The sequence below is a fragment of the Microtetraspora niveoalba genome (assembly GCF_001570405.1).
Lineage (GTDB): Bacteria > Actinomycetota > Actinomycetes > Streptosporangiales > Streptosporangiaceae > Microtetraspora > Microtetraspora niveoalba.
The window spans coordinates 30,798-51,403 of the sequence record NZ_BBYM01000021.1; the positions used below are offsets into that span (position 1 = coordinate 30,798).

Sequence of the window (20,606 nt, forward strand, 5' to 3'; positions counted from 1 at the left end):
ACCAGGCGGCACCCTCCACGCAGCGAAGGGCGGTTCCATGGCCCGAGGAGAGCATTCCCCCGCGTGCGCTCGTCGCTGGCGCGAGCAGGCCGAGGCCCGGCGGTGGACGCTGTGGCAGACGGTGCAGGCGATCCACGGATGTTGCGGCGTGAGCATGCTCAAGGCGCACCGGCTGGCGCGGGGGTGGTCGGCCAGGCAGGCGATCGAGGAGCTGGAGCGCCTCTGCGAGCAGCACGCGCTGGGCCTGCCGAGGGCGAGCATCGACCTGCTGAACGCCTGGGAGAACAACCGGGCCAGGCCGCGCCCGCAGACCATCGACCTGCTGGCCCGCCTGTACCGGGCCAACGCCGTACGGCTCGGCCTGGCGGCGGACTACTGCGAGGACGCCGGCGGCACGAAGGTCGTCGTCATGGCGCAGGGCGGGCCGGACGAGGCGGTGCGGACCGACGAGACGGCCGACGACACCGGGCGGCGGGCGCTCTTCCACCACGCGATGCTGATGGGCAGGCCCGACGGCCGGTTCTTCGCCGAGGTCGAGGGCACCAGGCACGACCTCGACCGCGCGCTGGCCACCGGCACCGTCACCGAGGACCAGCTCGACCGGCTTGACGAGCAGGTGCTGCGCCACCGCAGGGAGTACATGACGACCCCGCCGATGCCGATGCTCTGCCGGGTCATGCTGGAGATCGCCGACGTGCGCAGGCTGACCGTGACACGGCAGCCGGCCTCGGCCCAGCGCCGCCTGCTGACCGCGACGACGATGCTCGCGCTGCTCTCGGCCGACGCGCTGATGAAGCTGGGCGACACGCGGCAGGCCCACGCCTGGTACGGCACGGCGCGCGCGGCGTCCGACGACGTCGGCGACCTGCGGCTGCGGGCTCTGGTCCGGGCGCAGCAGACGATGCTGCTCTATTACTACGGGGACCTCAACGAGACCGTGCGGCTGGCGCGCGAGGCGCGGATGCTGGCCGGGTCGGCCCCGAGCTCCCCGGCGGCGCTCGCGGCGGCGGCCGAGGCGCGCGCCCTGGCCCGTATGGGCAACGGGAAGGCCGCCAGGATCGCCCTCGCCGAGGCCGAGCAGATCTTCGCCAGGATGAGGGGGCTGAGACAGGACGACCTGGCCTTCGTATTCACCGAGAAGCGCATGGTGTTCTACCGCACCGGCACGCTGATCGAGCTGGGCGACGCGCAGCCGATCGAGGCGATCGACGCGTTCCCGCCCGGCTTCCAGACGATCGACCCCGCGCTGATCCTGCTGGACCAGGCGTCCCACCTGGCGAGGAACGGCGATCAGGAGGAGGCGTGCCGGATCGCCGCCGAGGCGCTGAGCCAGGTCCCGGCCGAGCACCGCACCTCCATCGTGGTCACCCGGGCGAGGGCGCTGCTCGCCGACGCCGACCCGCGCAGACCGGCCGTACGCCGCCTGAACCGGGTGCTGGCCGAGTCGTCGGCGCGGCTCGCCCTATGAGCCTGTCCCCGGACCTGTCACCCGACATGACAGACGGCCTTTCACCCGAGGCGTCGCGGTGCCCGGCGCCGGGCGGCGCGCAGAGCCTCGCCGAGGAGGCGTTCGCCGTTCTGCGGGACGTGTGCCTGCGGATCGGCGTGGACGCCGAGGGGGCGCGGCTCATGCGGCTGCGCAGCAACGCGGTGTTCAAGCTGCGCGGGGACATGGTCGTGCGGATCGCCACCGCCCCGGACGCGCTGACCCGCCTCCCCGTGGTGCTCGCCGTCGCCCGCTGGCTGGCCGACCGGGGGTTCCCGACGGTCCGGCCGGTGGATGAGATCCCGGGCCAGCCGATCGTGCACGCGGGCCGGGCGGTCACCTTCTGGCGCTATGTCAGGTCGCGGGGGCGGCCGACGACGCGCGAGCTGGGCCGGGTTCTGCGCAATCTGCACCGAGAGCCGGTGCCGCCGATGGCGCTGCGCCCCCTCACCGACCCGCTGGCCGAGGTGCGGCACGCGGTCGAGCACCGGGCCGAGGTGCTGACCCCGGCCCAGCGCGCCTGGCTGACCGACCGGATCGAGCACCTCACCGGCGGCTGGCAGGCCCTGGAGACCGGGCCGCCGGTGCTGCTGCACGGCGACGCGTGGATCGACAACCTGCTGCGCTGCCAGGACGGCCACGTCGTCCTGTGCGACTGGGACGGCGTCGCGGTGGGGCCGCGCGAGTGGGACCTGGTGCACACGTACCACGGGCAGCGCCGGTTCGGCCTGACCGCCGCCGATGTGGACGCCTTCGCCCACGCGTACGGGTCGGATCTGCGGAGCTGGCCCGGATACAGCACCCTGATGGAGGTCAGGGACATGTACGCCGTCGGCGTGCACATCCTCAACGCCTCCGGCGACCCCTTCTCCAGGCAGGAGCTGCCGCGCAGGCTCGACTCGCTCACCCGGGGCGACGGCCACGCCCGCTGGTACATGGCGGCCACCACCTGACGCCCGCCCCGAACCCGGAGGATCGCCCCCGAGATCCCTAAGGGATCCTCGGGGAAAGGTCGGGGGAGTGTCCGGCCGATCTCCGATGGGACCGAGTCGATCTTCCCGCCAAAGTCATGGTCATGGGCATCGTGTTGGGATATGCGGCGATCGGCGCCGGTGCGGCGGGAATGGTGCTTCTGCACCTGATTTCGGAGCTCAACCCTCTCCGGGACATGATCAGCGACTACGTCTTCACCCCGCACGGTTGGCTGCTGCCCGCGTCGCTGTCGCTGCTCGCGACCGGGGCCGCCGTACACGCCCTGCGGCTCGCGCGCCTGGAGCGGAGGGGCGCGATGCTGGTCGGCGGATGGGCCGGATGCATGCTGCTGGTCGCGGGGTTCCCCACCGACCGGCCGGGGTTGTCCCTGTCGATGTCCGGTGAGATCCACCGTTACGCCGCGTTCGTGGCGTTCGTCTGCATGCCGCTGGCGGGGCTGCTCGTCGCCCGGCGCACGGGCTCGCGGGCGGTCCGCGTCCTCAGCCTGATCGCGATCGGGTCGCTCCTGCTCGTGCTGGTGCCGTACGGCATGGGGATGGTGGGGCTGGATCCCCACATCGTGCCCGGGGGCCTCACCCAGCGCATGACGGTCGTCGCCCAGGTGGGCGCCCTGCTCGCGATGGCGTTCCTGGCGGGCGCGTCGGGCGCCTCGGCGCCGTCGGCGTCGCCGGTCGTCCCCGACGGCGGCGGCCGCCGCGCGGGCGCCCTCGCCGGAGCGGAGCCGGGCCCGGACCGCGCGCTGGCGGGGGTCTGACGCTCCAGGTCTGACGAGCGGGGGTCCTGACACGCCGAGGTCTGAGGGGCCGAGCTGACAGGCGAGGATCCTGAGGCGTCAGGTTCGACGTGCGGAGGTTCTGAGGCGCCGGGTTCGGCGGCCGGACGGGACGACCCCCGCCGCGCGTGGTGACACGGCGGCGGGGGTCGATCCCGTGCGGAAGGGCCCGGTGTCCGGCGAAGCTCGCCGGGAGGGCCTAGGGAGTGTTTCGTGGATCTTTGCTGTAGCGAGGATCGGCCAGATGGATGCCTCGCAAGGCGGAGGAGGAGGCCGTAGCGGAGCCTACGGCCGACGACGACAACGCCGCGAGGGGCCATCTGGGCGACCGCAGTAGGCCAAGAAGATCCGCGAAACACGACCTAGATGAGACCGAGCTCCTTGACGGCGTCGCGCTCTTCCACCAGCTCGCGGACCGAGGCGTCGATGCGCTCGCGCGAGAACGCGTCGATCTCCAGGCCCTGGACGATCTCCCACTTGCCGTCCTTCGAGACGACCGGGAAGGAGGAGACGAGCCCCTCGGGCACGCCGTACGAGCCGTCGGAGTAGACCGCGGCCGAGGTCCAGTCACCCTCGGGGGTGCCGTTGACCCAGTCGTGGACGTGGTCGATCGCGGCGTTGGCGGCGGAGGCGGCCGAGGACGCGCCCCGGGCCTCGATGATCGCGGCGCCGCGCTTGGCCACGGTCGGGATGAACGTGTCGCGCAGCCACGCCTCCTCGACCTGCTCGGCCGCCACCTTGCCGGCGACCTCCGCGTGGTAGAGGTCCGGGTACTGGGTGGCCGAGTGGTTGCCCCAGATCGTCATCTTCCGGATCTCGGTGATCGGGACGTTCAGCTTCGCGCCGAGCTGCGAGAGCGCGCGGTTGTGGTCCAGGCGGGTCATCGCGGTGAAGCGGTCGGCCGGGACGTCGGGCGCGGCCGAGCGCGCGATGAGCGCGTTGGTGTTGGCCGGGTTGCCCACGACGAGCACCCGGATGTCGTCCGCGGCGTGGTCGTTGATGGCGCGGCCCTGCGGGCCGAAGATGCCGCCGTTGGCCTGGAGGAGGTCGCCGCGCTCCATGCCCGCGGTCCGGGGGCGGGCGCCCACCAGCAGCGCCACGTTGGCGCCGTCGAAGGCCTTGTTGGGGTCATCGGAGATCTCGATGCCGCGCAGCAGCGGGAACGCGCAGTCGTCCAGCTCCATCGCGGTGCCCTCGGCGGCCTTCAGCGCCGGAGTGATCTCCAGCAGGCTCAGCTTCACCGGGGTGTCCGCGCCCAGGAGCTGGCCCGAGGCGATGCGGAAGAGCAGCGCGTAACCGATCTGGCCGGCCGCGCCGGTGACGGTCACTTTGACGGTCATGACGATCCCCATTCGCGTTAGGTTTGACCTCCCGGATGCTACTCGCCCGCCCTGGCGGGGGCCGCGAGCAGGTCCACGTTCGTCGCCGTTCTCGCCGGAATCCCGTTCCGTGTGCCGTTCCCGCCCCGCCTGATGGCACGGCGAAATACACCTTTCGGACGATACGGGACGAGTCGCGGGGTGACCTACGCTGAGTGCGTCATGATTGACTTTCCGTTCCCCCCGGCGTTGCGGCTGCTCAGATGGGCCATCCACGGCACCTTCGCCGTGCTGCTCACCTTCGCGATCCTCCAGCAGGCCCGTACGGCCGTGGCCGCCGGAGGCGTCGCCGGTGAGGCCCGTACGGCGGTGGTGGCCGGCGGGCTCCTGCTGGGCGCGTTCTACGGCGTGGGGGTGTTCGTGGAGTCGCGGCTGCCCGACTTCGGGGGGCGGACGCATCTGGTCCTCGGCCGGGTCTGGCTGCTGGCGGTCACCCTGGGGTGGGTGGCGCTCGCCCTGGCCGCCCCGAGCTTCGTCTGGCTGGCCTTCCCGCTGTTCTTCGCGTACCTGCACCTGCTGAGCCTGCCCGCGGCGGTGCCCGGGGTCGTCGCGCTGACGGCGGCGGCGGTCGCGGCGGCGAGCTGGCACGCGGGCGGGCTCACCCCGGCGCAGGTCATCGGACCCGTGATCGGCGCCGCCGTGGCGACGCTCATGGCGCTGGTCTACAAGGCGCTCTACCACGAGAGCGAGCAGCGGCGGCTGCTCATCGACGACCTGGTCCGCACCCGCGAGAAGCTGGTGCGCGCCGAGGGAGACGCCGCCCGGCTGGCCGAGCGCGAGCGCCTGGCGCGCGAGATCCACGACACGCTCGCCCAGGGGATGTCCAGCATCGTCCTGCTGCTCAGGGCCGCCCGCCGCGACCTCGGCGCCCGGCCGGAGATGGCGGAGGAGCGGATGCTGGAGGCGGAAAGGGCGGCGGCGGAGAATCTGGAGGAGGCGCGCAACTTCGTCCGGGCGCTGGCGCCGCCCGCTCTGCAGCACTCCTCCCTGGTCGCCGCACTGCGCCGGATCAGCGGCTCGGCCGCGGCGCGTACGGCGACGCGGGTCCGGTTCGAGGTGTCCGGCGACCCCGTCGAGCTGCCCCCGGCCCACGACCTGACCCTGCTGCGGGTCGCCCAGGGCGCGCTGGGCAACGTCAGCCGCCACTCGGGCGCCGGCAACGCGGGGGTCACCCTCACCTACCTGGACGGCGCGGTCGTGCTCGACGTCTTCGACGACGGCCGCGGGTTCGATCCCGCGCGCACCCCCGTCGACGGCCCCGGCACCGGGTACGGCCTGCGCGTCATGCGCGACCGGGCCGCCGCGCTCGGCGGCACCCTCACCGTGGAGTCCACTCCCGGAGAGGGCACCGCCGTGGCGGTGACGCTGCCGCTTCCGGGCCGGGAGGAGGGCCGATGAGCGGGCCGATCCGGATCCTGCTGGTGGACGACCACCCGGTCGTCCGTTCGGGCATCCGCGCGATGCTGCTCGGCCAGCCGGACTTCGAGCTGGTGGGCGAGGCCGCCGACGGCGAGGACGGCGTCGCCGAGGCGGCGCGGCTGCGGCCGGACGTCGTGCTGATGGACCTGCGGCTCGGCCCCGGCATCCACGGCAGCGAGGCCACTCGCCGGATCATCGCGGGGGAGGGCGCGCCCCGGGTGCTGGTGCTGACCACGTTCGACACCGACGCCGACATCCTCGCCGCCATCGAGGCGGGCGCCACCGGCTATCTGCTCAAGGACGCGCCGTCGGAGGAACTCCACGCGGCGATCAGGTCCGCCGCGACCGGCGCCAGCGCGCTCGCGCCGAGCGTCGCGTCCCGGCTGCTCGGCCGCGTACGGGAACCGGCGGGCGTGCTCAGCCCGCGAGAGCTGGAGGTGCTCGGCCACGTGGCGGAGGGGCTGTCCAACCGGCAGATCAGCAAGCGGATGTTCCTCAGCGAGACGACCGTCAAGACCCACCTCGTGCACATCTACACCAAGCTCGGCGTCGACTCGCGCACCGCGGCCGTCGCGGTCGCCACCCGCCGCGGGCTGATCCGGCCCTCCTGACGGACCCCCATATCAGCCGTAATGGCAGGATATGGCCGGTGAACGCACGTCCCCCGGAACCTCGGCTCGGCCCTCCGCTCCGCTTCGCCACCGAACTGGTCGCCTGGGTGGCCACGCCGTGGGCCCTGTGGAGTCACTCGCCGGTGCTCGCGATCCTGTCGGTCGTGGTGCTGATCGGTCTTCCCACGGTGTTCTCGACGCCCGGGGACAAGGCCCAGGTCGTCGTCCCGGTGCCGGGGTGGGCGACCGTCGCGCTCGTGCTGCTGCAGTTCGCGGCCGCGCTCGTGTCGGCGTGGGCGGCCTGGCATCCGGCGGCGGGCGCGGCGGTCACCGTGCTGGTGGCGGCCGCGCTCGTCACCGAGGCGCCCCGCTGGAGGTGGCTGCTCACCGCGGCTCCGCGCCCCGGGGCACGATGACCCCCATGTGACGTCCCGTCCGCGCCGGGCCGACCGGGCGTCCGATTGAAACTTTCAGGCTCCCGCGGGCCCGTTCCCGGGCCGGGCGGGGGACGGACGCGCTGCTCGCGGGCATGGCGGGTGTCCCCGGCGCGGCGGTCCGGCGGTGTCCCGCGGGCGGGTCCCTGTACGGCCGGGAGGGCCGTGCCTATGGTCGGTGGGAGCGCTCCCAAGCGCAGTGATCATGTCGCCAGGAGGACCCCCGCATGAGATTCACTCCCCGATCCGGAGCCGCGCGCTCCCTGGTACGGCGCGGCCTCGTCGCCGTGTCCGTGCTCGCGCTCGGCTCCACGATGGCCGTGGCCGCCGCCACGTCGGCGAGCGCCGCCGTCGCGTGCAGCGTCACGTACACGACCAACGAATGGACGTCGAGCCCCGGCAACGGCGGCTTCACGGCCAGCGTCACGATCAAGAACGTGGGCGACGCGGTCGACGGCTGGACCCTCGCCTTCACGTTCCCGAACTCCGGGCAGAAGGTGACCGTGCCCGGCTGGAGCGCCAACTGGTCGCAGAGCGGGTCGAACGTGACGGCCACGAACCTGGACTGGAACAAGAGCCTGGCCTCCGGCGCTTCGACCAGCATCGGCTTCAACGGCACCTGGTCGGGGAGCAACCCCACCCCCGCGTCGTTCTCGCTCAACGGCGTGACCTGCAACGGCACCTCGTCGCCCAGCCCGAGCGTGTCGCCGTCCGCCTCGCCCTCGGCGTCCCCGTCCGCGTCGCCGTCGGCCTCCCCCTCTCCCTCCGCGTCGCCGTCGCCCAGCACCTCGCCGCAGCCCGGCACCCACGTGGACAACCCGTACGACGGGGCGGACGGGTACGTGAACCCCGACTGGTCGGCGAAGGCCGCCTCCGAGCCCGGCGGCTCCAAGGTCTACAAGACCTCGACCGCCATCTGGCTCGACCGGATCGCCGCGATCACCTCGGGCTCGGCCGGTGACAACCACATGGGCCTGCGCGACCACCTCGACGAGGCGGTACGGCAGGACGCCGCCAACGGCAGCAAGCCGCTGACGATCCAGGTCGTCATCTACAACCTGCCGAACCGCGACTGCTCGGCGCTCGCCTCCAACGGTGAGCTGCTGATCGCCCAGAACGGCCTGGCCAGGTACAAGGCCGAGTACATCGACCCGATCGCCGCGATCATGGCCGATCCCAAGTACAAGGACCTGCGCATCGTGTCGATCATCGAGATCGACTCGCTGCCCAACCTGATCACCAACCTCAACGTCGCCAAGTGCGCCGAGGCCAAGTCGAGCGGCGCGTACGTCGAGGGCGTGCAGTACGCCCTGAACAAGCTGCACGCGATCTCGAACGTCTACAACTACGTGGACGCCGGCCACCACGGCTGGCTCGGCTGGGACACCAACCTCGGCCCGTCCGCCGACCTGTTCGCCTCGACCGCGCGCGGCACCACCGCCGGCTTCGCCAGCGTGGACGGCTTCATCACCAACACCGCGAACTACTCCGCGCTGACCGAGCCGTACTTCACCATCGGCACGACCGTGAACGGCACCACCGTCCGCCAGTCGCGCTGGGTGGACTGGAACCAGTACGTGGACGAGCTGTCCTACGCCCAGGCGTTCCGCAACCTGCTGATCTCGAAGGGCTTCCCGTCCACCCTCGGAATGCTCATCGACACCTCGCGCAACGGCTGGGGCGGCACCGCGCGTCCGAGCAAGGCGAGCACCTCCACCGACGTCAACACCTTCGTCAACGAGTCCCGGATCGACCGCCGCATCCACGCGGGCAACTGGTGCAACCAGAGCGGCGCCGGCCTCGGCGAGCGGCCGAGGGCCAACCCGGCCCCGGGTCTCGACGCCTACGTCTGGATCAAGCCGCCGGGTGAGTCCGACGGCTCCAGCTCGGCGATCCCGAACGACGAGGGCAAGGGCTTCGACCGGATGTGCGACCCGACCTACACCGGCAACGAGCGCAACGGCAACAACCCGACCGGCGCCCTGGCCGACGCCCCCGTCTCGGGCCACTGGTTCTCCGCCCAGTTCCAGGAGCTCCTCAGGAACGCCTACCCGCCCCTCTCCTGAGCCGCGACCGAGGCTCACCCGAGCCTCGCCTGAGTCGCGTCTCGTCCGCGGGCCCCGCCGGTTCTCCGGTGGGGCCCGCCCCATTCACCCCCCGCCACTTCTTGTTTCGTAATACGTTTGCTAGCGTGGAGGTGCACAAATCCGCTTTGAAGCACGGTGTCGATGCCGATGACGCGGTTCATGCCGCGACCCGCTTCCTGCCGCTTCCTGGTCGCCTACTCGCTCGCCGATGACGGGGGCGAAGGGCCGGATCGGGAACTTCGGCTGGGTCCCGATCGTGCGGGCAACCTGCTGGAGACGGTGGTGTTGCTGCTGGACGAGGCCGAGTTGGTCATCCATGCCATGCGGATGAGGGCCAAGTACCGGAGGCTGCTGCCGTGAAGGGAGGACAGGTGGAGGAACCGGTGCAGTTCACATCCAAAGGCGTTCCCATCAGTGAGGAGCGCATCGAGCGGCTCGCGGCCGAGGTGGAGGAGGGGTACGACGTCTCGGAACTTCGCCGTAGAGGGGGGCGACGCCCACTCGGGACTGCTCCGGCGGAGGTCGTTCCTGTCCGCCTCGACCCTGAGCTGAAGGCCGCGCTCATCCATCGCGCCCAGGCGGATCACACCACTGCCAGCGAGGTCATCCGACAGGCGTTGCGCTCATGGCTGGACGTGGCGTGACATCCGGCGGCACGACGGATCGGGTCGAGATCGCGTCCGGACGCGAGGCAGATGATCGTCTGCGGCGGGGCCGGGCGGCCCGGGTTCCCGGGCCGCCCGCAGAATCCCTGGGGCGGGGCTCAGTGGCGGCGTGAGCCGGTGTTCTTCACGATGAGCATCACGCCGAGCACGATCGCACCGATGATCAGGATCCACTTCAGGGCGCTGAAGACCAGGCCGATGATGGAGCCGAGGAGGAAGAGGCCGACCACGACGAGCGCGGCGATCAGAAGAATGCGTCCCATGCTCCGAACGCTATGCCGTACCGGCTCGGAATTCGCCCGCTGAAAGGGAACTTCAGGGACAACTCAGGGGCCGCCCGGGGGTCCTCTCAGGGCCGGGGCAGCGCCCGGACCCACCCGCGGTCTCCCTGCAGGAACCCCGACATCGTCAGCCCCGCCGCGTCGAGCTCGGCCGCGAGGAAACCGTCGTCGAGGCGCCTGCTCAGGAACGAGTGGGTCCAGCGCCGGTCGCCGACCGTGTATTCCATGGTCGCGTCGACAAGGTCGGGTTCCGGCCGGTCGACCGCCGTCATCCGCACGACGTGGCCGTCCCCGGCGACCCGCTCGAAGGGCTCGACCGTGTCGTACCACTCGGGCGGCTTGCGCTGCAGGATCACGCACCCGGTGTCGGCCACGTGCTCCCGACACGTACGGAGGAACGCCCGGCGCAGCTCGTCGTCGGCCGTCTCGATCACGAAGGACATGAGCAGGACGACGTCGAACGTCCGGGGAAGCGACAACGACTGGATGGAGGAGCGGACGGTCCGCGCCCCCTCGATGTGGGCGAGCATCTCGGGGGACTCGTCCACGGCGACCACCTCGTGTCCGAGGGCCAGGAGGCGGTGGGTGATCCGGCCGACACCCGCGCCGAGTTCGAGGATCGAGGCGCCCTCGGGGATCGCCGCGTGGACGAGCTCGGGCTCGCCGTTCGGAGTGAGCATCGCGTAGTAGTCCACGGCGCAGCCGTCCGGGGTGATCGTCCCGGGTCCGGTTCCGTGGTTCAGCCTTCGGGAACTCATGGTCACCATCCTGAACGACGGATCCCCGATCAGCGCGAGTCCCTCGGCCGCCGGCGCCGTTCCGGCGCCGGCGGGGCGTGTGGACGTGCCCCGGCGTCGTGCCGGGGCACGGGGTCGTTCGGGAGCGCGGCTCAGTCGTTGGCGTGCAGGGCGGCGTTGAGCTCGATGCCGGTGCCCGCGCGCGGAACGACCTCGACGGTGCCGGTCGTCGAGTTGCGGCGCAGCAACATGCTGGACCGGCCGGACAGCTCCTTGGCCTTGACCGTGCTGCCGTCGGGGAGGGTGACCTTGGTGCCGGCCGTGACGTACAGCCCGGCCTCGACCACGCAGTCGTCCCCGAGGGAGATGCCGATGCCGGAGTTCGCGCCGAGCAGGCAGCGCTCCCCGAGGGAGATGACCTCCTTGCCGCCGCCGGAGAGCGTGCCCATGATGGACGCGCCGCCGCCGACGTCCGAACCGTCGCCGACGACGACCCCGGCGGAGATGCGCCCCTCCACCATCGAGGCGCCGAGCGTGCCGGCGTTGTAGTTGACGAAGCCCTCGTGCATGACGGTGGTGCCGGGGGCCAGGTGCGCGCCGAGCCGTACGCGGTCGGCGTCGGCGATCCTGACGCCGGACGGAAGGACGTAGTCCACCATGCGCGGGAACTTGTCCACGCCGTAGACGGTCACCGGGCCGCGTGCGCGCAGCCGCGTCCGCACGCTCTCGAAGCCCTCGACTGCGCACGGCCCGTGGCTGGTCCACACGACGTTGGAGAGCAGCCCGAAGATGCCGTCCAGGCTGAGCCCGTGCGGGCGGACCAGCCGGGCGGACAGCAGGTGCAGCCGCAGGTAGAGGTCATGCGTGTCGACCGGCGCCTCGGACAGCTTGCCGATGCCGGTCTCGACCGCGACCACCTCGACGTCGCGCACGTCGTCTCGCCCCAGGAGCGGGGCCAGCTCGCCCGCCTGCGAGGCGTCGAGCCGCCGCGTCCCCACGAACGAGGGGTCGCCCAGGGTGGGGGCGGGGAACCAGGTGTCGAGGACGGTGCCGTCCGAGGCGATCGTCGCAACGCCAATGCCGTGCGCACCCATGGTGCCGGGATCCAGAGCTGTCATATCACCCAACGCTACCGGTTTCACCTGGGCGGACCGCGCCCGACTCGTACGCGTACCGGACGGCCTGGGCGCGGTCGCGCAGGCCGAGCTTGGCGAGGAGCCGGTTGATGTGGCTGCTGACCGTGGCCTCGGAGATCACCAGTGTGGCGGCGATCTCGGCGTTGGAGAGCCCCCGGGCGATGAGGACGAGCACCTCGTGCTCACGCGGCGTGAGGTCCGTCCCGGGGCCGGCGGTCTCCTCGGGCAGCCGCCCGTAGCCTTCGATGACGCGCCGGGTGACGGCGGGGTCGAGTAGCGCGTCGCCCCTGGCGGCGGTGCGGATGGCCGCGAACAGCTGCTCGGGGGGCGACACCTTGAGCAGGAACCCGCGCACCCCCGCCCGCAGCGCGCGGTCGAGGTTCTCGTCGGTGTCGTACGTGGTCAGCATGATCACGCTGGGCGGGGCGGGCTCGGCGAGGATCAGGCGGGCGGCGGCGAGGCCGTCCAGTCCGGGCATCGCGATGTCGAGCAGGATCACGTCCGGGCGGAGGCGCCGGGCCAGCTCGACGGCGGTGTGCCCGTCCGCGGCCTCGCCGGCCACCGCGAGGTCGGGCTGGGTGCCGATCACCAGCCGGAGCCCGGCGCGGATCATCGCCTGGTCGTCGGCGATGAGGATGCCGATCGTCTCGCTCACAGCGGGATCACCGCCCGCACGCCGTAGCCGGACGAGCCCGAGTGGCCGCCGGTCCGTGCCGCTGTGGCCGTGGGCGGGGTGGGGAGCGGTCCGGCGGTGAGCCTGCCGCGGAAGAGCGCGACCCGTTCCCGCATGCCGATCAGGCCGTGGCCGCCGCCCCCGGCCGCCGCGGCCGGGCGGCCGTCGCGCGGCCCCTCGTCGGTGACCTCCAGGCGCAGCTCGCCCGGCGCGTACGCGATGGTCACCGCGGCCCGGGTGGGGCCCGCGTGCTTGAGCGTGTTCGTCAGCGCCTCCTGGAGGATCCGGTAGGCGGACAGGCCGAGTCCGGGGGGGAGGGGGACCGGGTCGCCGACGACCTCGACGGTGACGTCCAGGCCCGCCGCCCTGGACTGGTCGACGAGGTCGCCGACGCGGTCGAGGCCGGCCTGCGGCGCGAGGTCGTCGGCGCCCGGCCCGCGCAGCAGGCCGAGCATCAGCCGCAGCTCCTCGACGGCCTCACGGCCGGTCTCCTCGATCGTCGTGAGTACCTCGCGCTCGCGTTCCTGCCCCTCGCGGAGCATGAGCCGTACGCCGCCGGCCTGCATGGTCATGACGCTGACGCTGTGCGCGACGATGTCGTGCAGCTCGCGGGCGATCCGCGCGCGTTCCTCCGCCACGGCGGCCTGGGCGAGCAGCTCGCCCCGCTCCTGGGCCTGGAGGGCGAGCGTCCGGTGGCGGCGCACGGCGATCCCGGCCCCTCCGGCGAGCGCGGCCATGACCAGCGCCACGGCGACGTCGCCCCAGGTCGTCGTGGGCGAGGCGGTCACCATCGAGGCGATGAACGCGCCGGTGGCGGCGAGGCCGGCCGCGGCCTTCCAGCTCGCCGGCCGCACCTCGGCCAGGAGGGTGAACAGCAGCACGAGCTGGGTGTAGAACTGCCAGGCCGCGGCCATCTCGCGTACCAGGGCGAAGGCGGCGACGTTGCCGGCGGTGTAGACGCACATGACGGTGAACGGGGCGCGGCGCCGGTGGAGCACGAGGGCGGCCGCGGCGACGCCGGCCAGGACCCACCAGATCGAGGGCCGTCCACCGGGGAGGGAGGACCTGCCGCTGAGTTCCTCGGCCACCGCGAACAGGCCGACGACGACCGCTACGAGCCAGTCGATCGGGGAACGCATGACGGCTTTATATCGATAAATCATCCTTGCGGGGGATCAGGGGTTCAAAGAGTGTGTTGACGACCGGACGGGTCCTGATTTCTACGGTTCACCGCATGATGGTTAAAAGGTTCTTCACCAGTGCGGACACGTTCCGCCGCACCGCGGCGGGAGTCAGCCTCATCCTCGCCCCGCTCTGCCTGCTCCTCGGCATGGCCGTCGACCCGACGGAGTCCGGGACCGACGACGTCCTCGCGTACGCCAACAACCCGGCGGCCACCGGCGTCAGCGCCACCCTCCTGCACTACGCCTGGATCATGTGGGTGCCCGGCGTCATCGGGTTGGTCCACCTCGTACGGCGCAAGGGCGTCGTGCTCGCCAACGTGGCCGGCGCGGTCACCGTGCTCGGCCTGATCAACTTCTCCTCGCTGATGATCTCCGACTTCTTCGACATCGTCATGTTCCAGCGGCTCCCCGTCGCCCAGGCCGAGGAGATCATGCAGGCCGCCGCGCAGCCCGCGATGACCATCGCCTGGCAGATGCCCGGCATGATCGGCTCGTTCCTCGGGCTGATCCTGGTCGCGGTCGCCTACGCCCGGTCGGGGCGTGCGGGCTGGTGGTTCCCCGCCGGCGTGCTCGTCGGGATGCTCGTCTGGCTCTTCGGGGCGAGCGCCTGGAACCTGGTGCTCGGGCTCGCCGGCCCCGTCATCCTGCTCCTGGCCTTCGGAGCGGTCGGCGTCGCGATCCTCCGCATGGACGACCGGGAGTGGTCCTCCTCCGCCGCGTGAATCCCAATGCACGTCAAAGCCCACTTTTAACTACAGGCGTTACAAGCCAGTCAAAGCGGGGATGACATTGGTCCCGTGGCTGGAGGGGCGATGACCGATGTTCACGCTTTCGCACGCCGGTGCTTCCAGCGCACCGAAACGGACCGGGTCGGCATAGAGCTGGAGTTCCTGGTCTTCGACGCGGAGAGGCCGTCGCGCCAGGTGCCCATCGCGCGGGTCGCCGACGCCCTTCCGCCGCTGCCCGGCGGCAGCCGGGTCACGTTCGAGCCCGGCGGCCAGCTCGAACTGGCCACGCCCCCGCTCCCGCTGCCGGCGGCCGTGGCGGGGCTCGTCTCGGACCTCGAGGCCGTACGGCTCGCGCTCTCCGGGGCCGGCCTGGTGCTCGGCGGCCGCGCCCTCGACCTGATCCGGCCGCCCAGGCGGCAGCTCCGCCTCCCGAGGTACGACGCCATGGCCGAGTTCCTCGGCGGGCCGTACGGGCCGCTGATGATGTGCTCGACGGCCTCGGTGCAGGTCAACCTCGACTTCGGGAGCGACCCCCACGCCCGCTGGAACCGGGCGCACCTGCTCGGCCCGGTGCTCGTGGCGGCCTTCGCCAACTCGCCGAGGGACGGCTGGATGTCCGGCCGCCAGGCCGTCTGGTACCACCTCGACCGCACCAGGACGGCCCCCGTGGCGATGGGGGGCGACCCCGCCGAGGAGTGGGCCGAGTACCTCCTCGACGCCCGGCTGATGCTGGTCCGCGACCCCCCGGACGGAGCGGGCGAGGACGGGGACGGGCGGGCCCGCCCGGAGCTTGGAGCCGGCGACGGCGCGGTCCCGTGCCGCGTCGTCCTGGACGGCTCGCCGTACCGGGACTTCGCCCGCGTGGCGGGGCGGCCGCCGACCCCCGACGACCTCGCCTACCACGCGACGACGCTGTTCCCCCCGGTCCGGCCGCGCGGCTGGATGGAGACCCGCTACCTCGACGCCCAGGGACCGGACGACTGGACGGTCTGCGTCGCCGTGCTGCACGCGCTCGTCACGGACGACCGGGCGGCGGACACCGCGCTCGACGCGGCACGGCCGGTGCGCGGGGCGTGGGCCCGGGCCGCCCGGTTCGGCCTGGCCGAACCGCGGATGCGGAAGGCGGCCGAGGTCTGCTTCCGCGCGGCCGCCGAGGCGCTGCCCCGGCTCGGAGCCGAGCGCTGGCTGGTCGACCGGGTCGGCCGCTTCGCCGCACGGTACATCGAGCCCGGCCGCTCCCCGGCGCTCGACCTGGAGATGTGCGTCTGACCGCCGGGAGGCCACGAGGCATCCGCACCCCATCACCCGCGACTGACCCGCGACGCCGTGCCGTGCTTCCTCCCCAGGCACCCGAAGGAGATCGGATGAGAGAACCGCACGCCCCGCCGCCCGCGCCCCCGGAGAAGGAGCTGATCGCCGCGGAGCTGGCCGCCGCGCGCGACCGGTCGCTCGCGTACACGGACATGGAGGACGACCTGCTGGTGCGCCAGCACTCGCCGCTGATGTCCCCGCTCGTGTGGGACCTGGCGCACGTCGGCAACTACGAGGAGCTGTGGGTGCTGCGCGAGGCCGGCGGGATCACGCCGCTGCGGCCCGAGATCGACGACATCTACGACGCGTTCAAGCATCCGCGCAGGGACCGGCCCTCGTTGCCCCTCCTGGGGCCGGCGGAGGCGCGGCGGTACATCTCGGGCGTCCGGGGCCGGGTGCTGGACGTGCTCGACTCCGTCGACCTGGACGACCCGCACCCGCTGCGCGCGGGGGGCTTCGTGTTCGGGCTGGTCGTGCAGCACGAGCACCAGCACGACGAGACCATGCTCGCCACGGTGCAGCTCTCCGGGGAGCCGGGGCTGATCCGGGACGGCGAGCTGCCGCCCGGCGCCCGCGGCGGTCCCGACGAGGTGTTCGTCCCTCCCGGACCCTTCGTCATGGGGACGGACACCCTGCCCTGGGCGTACGACAACGAGCGGCCCGCCCATCCGGTGGACCTGCCGGGCTACTGGATCGACCGCCGGCCGGTGAGCAACGGCGACTACGTCGCCTTCATCGCGGACGGCGGGTACGACGATCCGCGCTGGTGGCGGCCGGAGGGCTGGGAGTGGGTCCGGCGGAAGGGGATCGGCGCCCCGCTCTTCTGGACCCGGGACGTCGCCGGGGACACGGGCGGCGGGTGGTGGCGCCGACGCTTCGGCCGGATGGAGCCGGTGCCATCCGGCGAGCCGGTGCAGCACGTCTCCTGGTACGAGGCCGACGCCTACGCCCGCTGGGCCGGCAGGCGGCTGCCGACCGAGGCGGAGTGGGAGAAGGCGTGCGGCGGCCGGAGGTACCCGTGGGGCGACGCCGACCCCACGCCGGACCTGGCCAACCTCGGCCACCGGGCGGCGCGGCCCGCCCCCGTGGGCGCCTACCCCGCCGGGGCGAGCCCGTACGGCGTGGAGCAGCTCGTCGGGGACGTGTGGGAGTGGACCGGGTCGTGGTTCCAGCCCTATCCGGGGTTCCGCAGCTTCCCGTACCCGGAGTACAGCGAGGTGTTCTTCGGCGAGACGTACCGCGTGCTGCGCGGCGGGTCGTGGGCCACCCACCCGACGGCGGTCCGCACGACCTTCCGGAACTGGGACTATCCGATCCGGCGGCAGATCTTCGCCGGGTTCCGGTGCGCCCGCGGGGCCGGGTGAGGGCCCGGTGTGCCGGCACGCGGCCTGGCTGGGGCCGCCCCGCCCGCTGTCGTCGCTGATCGGTGATCCGGAGCACGGCCTGCTCCACCAGGCGTACGCGCCCCGGCTGCAGCGGTACGGGACCGTGAACGCCGACGGGTTCGGCATGGGCTGGTACGCCGACGGGCGGGCCGAGCCGGTCCGCTACCGCCGGTCGGTCCCCATCTGGGCCGACGCGAACCTGCCCGGACTCGCCGAGGTGGCGCGGTCGGGCTGCCTGCTGGCCGCGGTGCGGTCGGCGACCGTCGGCATGCCGATCGAGGAGAGCGCGACCGCGCCCTTCACCGACGGCCGGTGGCTGCTCAGCCACAACGGCAGGGTGGAGCGCGACGCGCTCCTCTCCCTGCCCGCCGGCCCGGGCCCCGCGCCCGGGAGCCCGTGCGACTCCGCGTGGCTCGCGGCCGCCGTGTTCGCCCGGCTGCGCGCCGGGACCCCGGTGGCCGAGGCGGTGGCGCGGGTGGTCACCGAGACGGCGCGGGCGGACCCGGAGGCCCGGCTCAACCTGCTCGTCTGCGGCGGATCCGAGATCGTCGCCACCGCGTGGGGCGACACCCTCTTCAGCCACATCCACGAGGGCGTGCTCCTGGCGAGCGAGCCCCTGGACGGCAGGCCGGGCTGGCGTGCCGTGGACGACCGGACCCTGGTCGTCGCCTCCCCCGACGGCGTGAGCGTGACCCGTATCTGAACCCGTCAGGCATCTGGCGAGCACGTCCGACACCTAATCCGAGGAGCGGAAGTGATCAACCATCTCGACGGCGGTTATCTGCGCCAGGCACTGGAACGCGACGTCCGGGCCGGTCTCACCTCAGAACCGAAGTGGCTGCCGCCCAAGTGGTTCTACGACGCGGCGGGCAGCGAGCTGTTCTCCGAGATCACCCGGCTGGAGGAGTACTACCCGACCCGGCGCGAGCTGGCCATCCTCCGGTCCCACGCCGCCGACATCGTGCGCAGGAGCGGCTCCGACACCCTGATCGAGCTGGGCTCCGGCACCAGCGAGAAGACCCGGCTGCTGCTTCCCGGCATGCGCGTCTACATGCCGGTGGACGTGGACGCCGTCACGCTCCGGGCGAGCGCGCGGCGGTTGTCGTCGCGCTTCCCCGGCCTCGCCGTACGGCCGGTGTGCGCGGACTTCGAGCGGCACCTGTCGCTGCTGCCGCCGGGCATGGTCGCCTTCCTGGGCGGCACCATCGGCAACCTCGACCCCGAGGCGCGCGAGGTCTTCCTGAAGGAGCTGCGCTCCACCCGCAAACCCGGCGACGCCTTCCTGCTCGGCGCCGACCTGGTGAAGGACCGGGACCGGCTGATCCGCGCGTACGACGACGAGCGGGGGGTGACGGCCGCCTTCAACCGCAACGTCCTGCACGTCATCAACCGCGAGCTGGGCGCCGACTTCGTCCCGGACGACTTCGCGCACGTGGCCCGGTACGACGAGGAGCACGAATGGGTGGAGATGCGGCTGCGCGCGACCCGCCCGATGCGGGTGCGCATCCGCGACCTCGACCTCTGCGTCCATTTCGTCCGCGGGGAGGAGATGCGGACCGAGATCAGCGCCAAGTTCCGCAGGGAGGGCCTGGTGGCGGAGCTGGCGCGGGCGGGGTTCGACCTGGACCGCTGGTACTCCGACCCGGACGGGGACTTCGCCCTCGCGCTCAGCGTGGCCCGCTGAACCGGGAGGCGAAGCCCCCGAACCGGATCGCACGCCGCCGGATCAGACGGCTCCGTCGAGCCGGTCGGCGAGGAGGCGGTCCCAGTCGGCGAGGAACCGGGGAAGGCCGTAGCGTGCCAGGGCCGCGGCCCTGGCCGCCTTCCCGGCCTGGCGGGCCCGCTCCGGGTCGGCCGTGAACGCCGACACGGCCGAGGTCAGCGTCTCCAGGCGCGTGGAGATCACTCCGGCCTCCGGGGGCACGGCCTCCACGGCCTCGGTCGTGGCCAGAGCCACGACCGGCAGGCCGAGCATCATGGCCTCGATGAGGGAGAGGCCGAGCGAGGTCCACCGGTAGGGGTGCAGGTAGACCCGCCGCCGCGCCAGCTCGTCGTGCATCGTGTCCTGCGGCAGGTCCTCGAAGGTGCCGTACGGCAGGCCGGTCACCCGCATGCCGAAGACGTCGAGGGGCACGTCGAACGCGGGCAGCAGGTCGGTGCCCGCCACGCGGGTGCGCCGTACCGGCTCGTTGACCACCACGCCGGCGCGGGGCAGCTCGCCGGTGTAGCGGTAGCCGGGGTCGACCACGCCGTGCTCGATCACCCGGGTCGGGGCGCGGCCGGAGTCCCAGAACAGGTCGTTGAAGTTCGTGACGTGGACGAGGGGGATGTCGTCCCGGTCCGCGAGGTGGTGGCGGGTCCTCGGCACGTCGCCGGCCGGTGTGTTGTGCTCGACGTAGACGGCGGGCGCCTCGCGGCCCAGCCAGTCGCGGGCCAGCTCGATCTCGTGCGGGCGCTGGAACACCACGACGTCCACGTCCTCGGAGGCCAGCCGGTCCCAGGGGACCTCCCGTACGGACTCGGGCCAGGGATAGGTCGCGGCCCGGCCCCGGCCGTCGGGGCCGCGGTCCGGAACCAGCGGCACCACGTACTCGTGCCGGCCCTGCACGAAGGAGGTCGTCCACGAGCCGTGCACATGCCAGAGCAGGATCTTCACAACGGTCGTCCCTTCTCCAGGAAGCGTCGGAGGCGCCGGGGCCGCGACAGTGCCAGGTCCACCGCCGCGCCGAGGTCGGTGGCGACCTCCCGGGCCGCCGCCACCTCCACGGGGAGCGTCCGGGGCGTGGGCACGAGGATGCCGCGCGCCCCCGCCGCCCGCGCCGCCTCCACGTCCCGCCCGATGTCCCCGACCACCACGCAGTCGCGCGGGCTGACCCCGAGGATCTCGGCGGCCCGCAGCACGAGGCCGGGGGCCGGCTTGCGGCAGGCGCACCGGTCGGTCTCGTCGTGGGGGCAGACCGCCCAGACATGGAACGGGCCGAGGAGCTCCTCGACCCGGGCGTTCACCGCGTCCAGCGCGGAGGGGCTGATCAGCCCCCGCGCCACCCCCGACTGGTTGCTCACCACGCCGATCGGCACCCCCGCGCGGCGCAGCCGGTCGAGCGCGGCCCCCGCCCCGGCGAACGGGGTCACACGATCGGGATCGGCGTTGTACGGGACGTCGTGGATCAGTGTTCCGTCACGATCGAAGAGCACGGCGGCGGGTCGGCGCATGTCCGGCCTCTACCCCCGGAAATGACTACTTAGCGTGACATTCGTCAAGAAGCGCTTCTATCTCCTCCGACAGTCACGCAAAGCCGTGTTTCAGAAGCGCTTCTCTCGGTAA

General features: G+C 72.6%; 22 protein-coding genes. 14 read left to right on the forward strand and 8 right to left on the reverse strand.

Going from position 1 to position 20,606, the window contains the following annotated elements:
- The first annotated feature begins 37 nt into the window (after nt 1-37).
- The 3 genes from AWQ70_RS21670 to AWQ70_RS21680 all read left to right on the forward strand — a co-directional run bounded on the left by AWQ70_RS21670 (nt 38) and on the right by AWQ70_RS21680 (nt 3,233).
- Nucleotides 38-1,468, forward strand: a complete 1,431-nt coding sequence (locus AWQ70_RS21670; protein WP_067178968.1) for a helix-turn-helix domain-containing protein — start codon at nt 38-40, stop codon at nt 1,466-1,468.
- Nucleotides 1,465-2,439, forward strand: a complete 975-nt coding sequence (locus tag AWQ70_RS21675) for a phosphotransferase enzyme family protein (RefSeq protein ID WP_245647084.1) — start codon at nt 1,465-1,467, stop codon at nt 2,437-2,439. Before AWQ70_RS21670 ends, AWQ70_RS21675 begins: the two co-directional genes overlap by 4 nt.
- 122 nt (nt 2,440-2,561) lie before the next feature.
- Entirely contained in the window at nt 2,562-3,233 is a 672-nt protein-coding gene (locus tag AWQ70_RS21680) for a DUF998 domain-containing protein (protein WP_169808715.1), read from the forward strand.
- 380 nt (nt 3,234-3,613) lie between these two features.
- Here the strand turns inward: AWQ70_RS21680 and AWQ70_RS21685 are convergent, their stop codons facing one another.
- On the reverse strand, nt 3,614-4,591 hold the full coding sequence (locus AWQ70_RS21685; protein ID WP_067179123.1) for a malate dehydrogenase: 978 nt from the start codon (nt 4,589-4,591) through the stop codon (nt 3,614-3,616).
- A gap of 201 nt (nt 4,592-4,792) precedes the next feature.
- Between AWQ70_RS21685 and AWQ70_RS21690 the strand changes: the two genes are divergently transcribed.
- The 6 genes from AWQ70_RS21690 to AWQ70_RS21715 all read left to right on the forward strand — a co-directional run bounded on the left by AWQ70_RS21690 (nt 4,793) and on the right by AWQ70_RS21715 (nt 9,825).
- Complete coding sequence (locus AWQ70_RS21690) at nt 4,793-6,028, forward strand: sensor histidine kinase (RefSeq protein ID WP_067179125.1); 1,236 nt, start codon at nt 4,793-4,795, stop codon at nt 6,026-6,028.
- Nucleotides 6,025-6,660 carry a response regulator gene (locus AWQ70_RS21695; RefSeq protein WP_067178974.1) on the forward strand — a complete coding sequence of 212 codons (636 nt, stop codon included), beginning with the start codon at nt 6,025-6,027 and terminating at the stop codon, nt 6,658-6,660. Before AWQ70_RS21690 ends, AWQ70_RS21695 begins: the two co-directional genes overlap by 4 nt.
- Before the next feature lie 38 nt (nt 6,661-6,698).
- A complete protein-coding gene (locus tag AWQ70_RS21700; protein ID WP_157530225.1) occupies nt 6,699-7,076 on the forward strand; it encodes a hypothetical protein in 378 nt (125 codons plus the stop codon).
- 245 nt (nt 7,077-7,321) lie between these two features.
- Nucleotides 7,322-9,160 carry a glycoside hydrolase family 6 protein gene (locus tag AWQ70_RS21705; RefSeq protein WP_067178978.1) on the forward strand — a complete coding sequence of 613 codons (1,839 nt, stop codon included), beginning with the start codon at nt 7,322-7,324 and terminating at the stop codon, nt 9,158-9,160.
- 180 nt (nt 9,161-9,340) lie between these two features.
- On the forward strand, nt 9,341-9,541 hold the full coding sequence (locus tag AWQ70_RS21710; RefSeq protein WP_218004612.1) for a hypothetical protein: 201 nt from the start codon (nt 9,341-9,343) through the stop codon (nt 9,539-9,541).
- Nucleotides 9,542-9,552: 11 nt separating this feature from the next.
- Nucleotides 9,553-9,825 (forward strand): ribbon-helix-helix protein, CopG family, encoded by a 273-nt coding sequence (locus tag AWQ70_RS21715; RefSeq protein ID WP_084517566.1) that lies wholly within the window; start codon nt 9,553-9,555, stop codon nt 9,823-9,825.
- Nucleotides 9,826-9,944: 119 nt separating this feature from the next.
- On the opposite strand, the gene AWQ70_RS39110 is transcribed toward AWQ70_RS21715, so the two are convergent.
- From AWQ70_RS39110 to AWQ70_RS21735, 5 genes are all read right to left on the reverse strand, one after another.
- Nucleotides 9,945-10,109: a hypothetical protein gene (locus AWQ70_RS39110; protein ID WP_157530226.1), complete on the reverse strand. Its 165-nt coding sequence runs from the start codon at nt 10,107-10,109 to the stop codon at nt 9,945-9,947.
- Between the two features lie 86 nt (nt 10,110-10,195).
- Nucleotides 10,196-10,885 (reverse strand): class I SAM-dependent methyltransferase, encoded by a 690-nt coding sequence (locus tag AWQ70_RS21720; RefSeq protein WP_084517568.1) that lies wholly within the window; start codon nt 10,883-10,885, stop codon nt 10,196-10,198.
- 131 nt (nt 10,886-11,016) lie between these two features.
- Nucleotides 11,017-11,982 carry a 2,3,4,5-tetrahydropyridine-2,6-dicarboxylate N-succinyltransferase gene (dapD, locus tag AWQ70_RS21725; protein ID WP_067178981.1) on the reverse strand — a complete coding sequence of 322 codons (966 nt, stop codon included), beginning with the start codon at nt 11,980-11,982 and terminating at the stop codon, nt 11,017-11,019.
- A 1-nt stretch (nt 11,983) separates the two neighbouring features.
- Complete coding sequence (locus AWQ70_RS21730) at nt 11,984-12,655, reverse strand: response regulator (protein WP_281197085.1); 672 nt, start codon at nt 12,653-12,655, stop codon at nt 11,984-11,986.
- Entirely contained in the window at nt 12,652-13,812 is a 1,161-nt protein-coding gene (locus AWQ70_RS21735; protein WP_067178983.1) for a sensor histidine kinase, read from the reverse strand. The genes AWQ70_RS21730 and AWQ70_RS21735 overlap by 4 nt, the downstream gene beginning before the upstream one ends.
- A 95-nt stretch (nt 13,813-13,907) precedes the next feature.
- Here AWQ70_RS21735 and AWQ70_RS21740 point away from each other — a divergent pair, with 95 nt between their 5' ends.
- The 5 genes from AWQ70_RS21740 (at nt 13,908) to egtD (ending at nt 18,965) form a co-directional block, all read left to right on the forward strand.
- A complete protein-coding gene (locus tag AWQ70_RS21740) occupies nt 13,908-14,579 on the forward strand; it encodes a hypothetical protein (RefSeq protein WP_067178985.1) in 672 nt (223 codons plus the stop codon).
- Nucleotides 14,580-14,669: 90 nt separating this feature from the next.
- A complete protein-coding gene (locus tag AWQ70_RS21745) occupies nt 14,670-15,854 on the forward strand; it encodes a glutamate-cysteine ligase family protein (RefSeq protein ID WP_067178986.1) in 1,185 nt (394 codons plus the stop codon).
- A 95-nt stretch (nt 15,855-15,949) separates the two neighbouring features.
- Nucleotides 15,950-17,260 carry an ergothioneine biosynthesis protein EgtB gene (gene egtB / locus AWQ70_RS21750; RefSeq protein WP_067178988.1) on the forward strand — a complete coding sequence of 437 codons (1,311 nt, stop codon included), beginning with the start codon at nt 15,950-15,952 and terminating at the stop codon, nt 17,258-17,260.
- Nucleotides 17,261-17,267: 7 nt separating this feature from the next.
- Entirely contained in the window at nt 17,268-17,984 is a 717-nt protein-coding gene (egtC, locus tag AWQ70_RS21755; RefSeq protein ID WP_067178990.1) for an ergothioneine biosynthesis protein EgtC, read from the forward strand.
- A 51-nt stretch (nt 17,985-18,035) separates the two neighbouring features.
- Nucleotides 18,036-18,965, forward strand: coding sequence for an L-histidine N(alpha)-methyltransferase (egtD, locus tag AWQ70_RS21760; RefSeq protein WP_067178992.1), 930 nt, complete (start codon nt 18,036-18,038; stop codon nt 18,963-18,965).
- Nucleotides 18,966-19,007: 42 nt separating this feature from the next.
- Here the strand turns inward: egtD and AWQ70_RS21765 are convergent, their stop codons facing one another.
- A complete protein-coding gene (locus AWQ70_RS21765) occupies nt 19,008-19,937 on the reverse strand; it encodes a glycosyltransferase (protein ID WP_067178994.1) in 930 nt (309 codons plus the stop codon).
- Nucleotides 19,934-20,494 (reverse strand): D-glycero-alpha-D-manno-heptose-1,7-bisphosphate 7-phosphatase, encoded by a 561-nt coding sequence (locus tag AWQ70_RS21770; RefSeq protein ID WP_067178996.1) that lies wholly within the window; start codon nt 20,492-20,494, stop codon nt 19,934-19,936. Before AWQ70_RS21770 ends, AWQ70_RS21765 begins: the two co-directional genes overlap by 4 nt.
- Nucleotides 20,495-20,606 lie beyond the last annotated feature (112 nt).

Bases quoted from the DNA above. Each gene is read 5' to 3' on its own strand.
- AWQ70_RS21710 (WP_218004612.1), top strand. From the start codon at position 9,341: ATGCCGCGACCCGCTTCCTGCCGCTTCCTGGTCGCCTACTCGCTCGCC.
- AWQ70_RS21680 (WP_169808715.1), top strand. From the start codon at position 2,562: ATGGGCATCGTGTTGGGATATGCGGCGATCGGCGCCGGTGCGGCGGGA.
- AWQ70_RS21745 (WP_067178986.1), top strand. From the start codon at position 14,670: ATGACCGATGTTCACGCTTTCGCACGCCGGTGCTTCCAGCGCACCGAA.
- AWQ70_RS21770 (WP_067178996.1), bottom strand. From the start codon at position 20,494: ATGCGCCGACCCGCCGCCGTGCTCTTCGATCGTGACGGAACACTGATC.
- AWQ70_RS39110 (WP_157530226.1), bottom strand. From the start codon at position 10,109: ATGGGACGCATTCTTCTGATCGCCGCGCTCGTCGTGGTCGGCCTCTTC.
- egtB (WP_067178988.1), top strand. From the start codon at position 15,950: ATGAGAGAACCGCACGCCCCGCCGCCCGCGCCCCCGGAGAAGGAGCTG.
- AWQ70_RS21720 (WP_084517568.1), bottom strand. From the start codon at position 10,885: ATGAGTTCCCGAAGGCTGAACCACGGAACCGGACCCGGGACGATCACC.
- AWQ70_RS21695 (WP_067178974.1), top strand. From the start codon at position 6,025: ATGAGCGGGCCGATCCGGATCCTGCTGGTGGACGACCACCCGGTCGTC.
- AWQ70_RS21675 (WP_245647084.1), top strand. From the start codon at position 1,465: ATGAGCCTGTCCCCGGACCTGTCACCCGACATGACAGACGGCCTTTCA.
- AWQ70_RS21735 (WP_067178983.1), bottom strand. From the start codon at position 13,812: ATGCGTTCCCCGATCGACTGGCTCGTAGCGGTCGTCGTCGGCCTGTTC.
- AWQ70_RS21740 (WP_067178985.1), top strand. From the start codon at position 13,908: ATGATGGTTAAAAGGTTCTTCACCAGTGCGGACACGTTCCGCCGCACC.
- AWQ70_RS21685 (WP_067179123.1), bottom strand. From the start codon at position 4,591: ATGACCGTCAAAGTGACCGTCACCGGCGCGGCCGGCCAGATCGGTTAC.
- AWQ70_RS21690 (WP_067179125.1), top strand. From the start codon at position 4,793: ATGATTGACTTTCCGTTCCCCCCGGCGTTGCGGCTGCTCAGATGGGCC.
- AWQ70_RS21670 (WP_067178968.1), top strand. From the start codon at position 38: ATGGCCCGAGGAGAGCATTCCCCCGCGTGCGCTCGTCGCTGGCGCGAG.
- dapD (WP_067178981.1), bottom strand. From the start codon at position 11,982: ATGACAGCTCTGGATCCCGGCACCATGGGTGCGCACGGCATTGGCGTT.
- AWQ70_RS21705 (WP_067178978.1), top strand. From the start codon at position 7,322: ATGAGATTCACTCCCCGATCCGGAGCCGCGCGCTCCCTGGTACGGCGC.